Annotated in this window: 1 protein-coding gene; it reads left to right on the plus strand. The window is 70.1% G+C overall.

Features of this window, described 5'->3' with window-relative positions; all coding sequences use genetic code 11:
* Nucleotides 1-10: 10 nt before the first annotated feature.
* On the plus strand, nt 11-375 hold a 365-nt coding region (locus GV790_RS29160), incomplete at its 3' end, for an alpha/beta fold hydrolase (protein ID WP_163818028.1).

A 375-nucleotide genomic window follows, 5' to 3' on the forward strand; every position in this document is an offset into this window, starting at 1 on the left:
GAGGTGCGCGTTGTCCGATCCGATCATCCGGCGCTTCGGCTTCGATGCCGTCGAGATCGAAGCGCTGACCTGGGGCGATCCGGGCGATCCGGCCGCCATCCTGGTGCACGGGTTCCCCGACAGCGCCTGGACCTGGGACGTCGTCGGTCCCGCGCTGGCCGCCGAAGGCCGCTACGTCGTCGCGCCGTTCACCCGGGGATACGCGCCCAGTTCGCTGGCCCGAGACGACGACTACTCGCTCGGCTCGCTGGTCGCCGACATCGTCGATCTGCACGGCGCCATCGGGGCCGACTCCCGGACGATCCTGGTCGGCCACGACTGGGGCGGCGCGATCGCCAGTGCCACCTCGAGCAGTCATCCGGAACTGTTCGATCG

Source organism: Nocardia cyriacigeorgica, assembly GCF_010858045.1.
GTDB lineage: Bacteria > Actinomycetota > Actinomycetes > Mycobacteriales > Mycobacteriaceae > Nocardia > Nocardia cyriacigeorgica_E.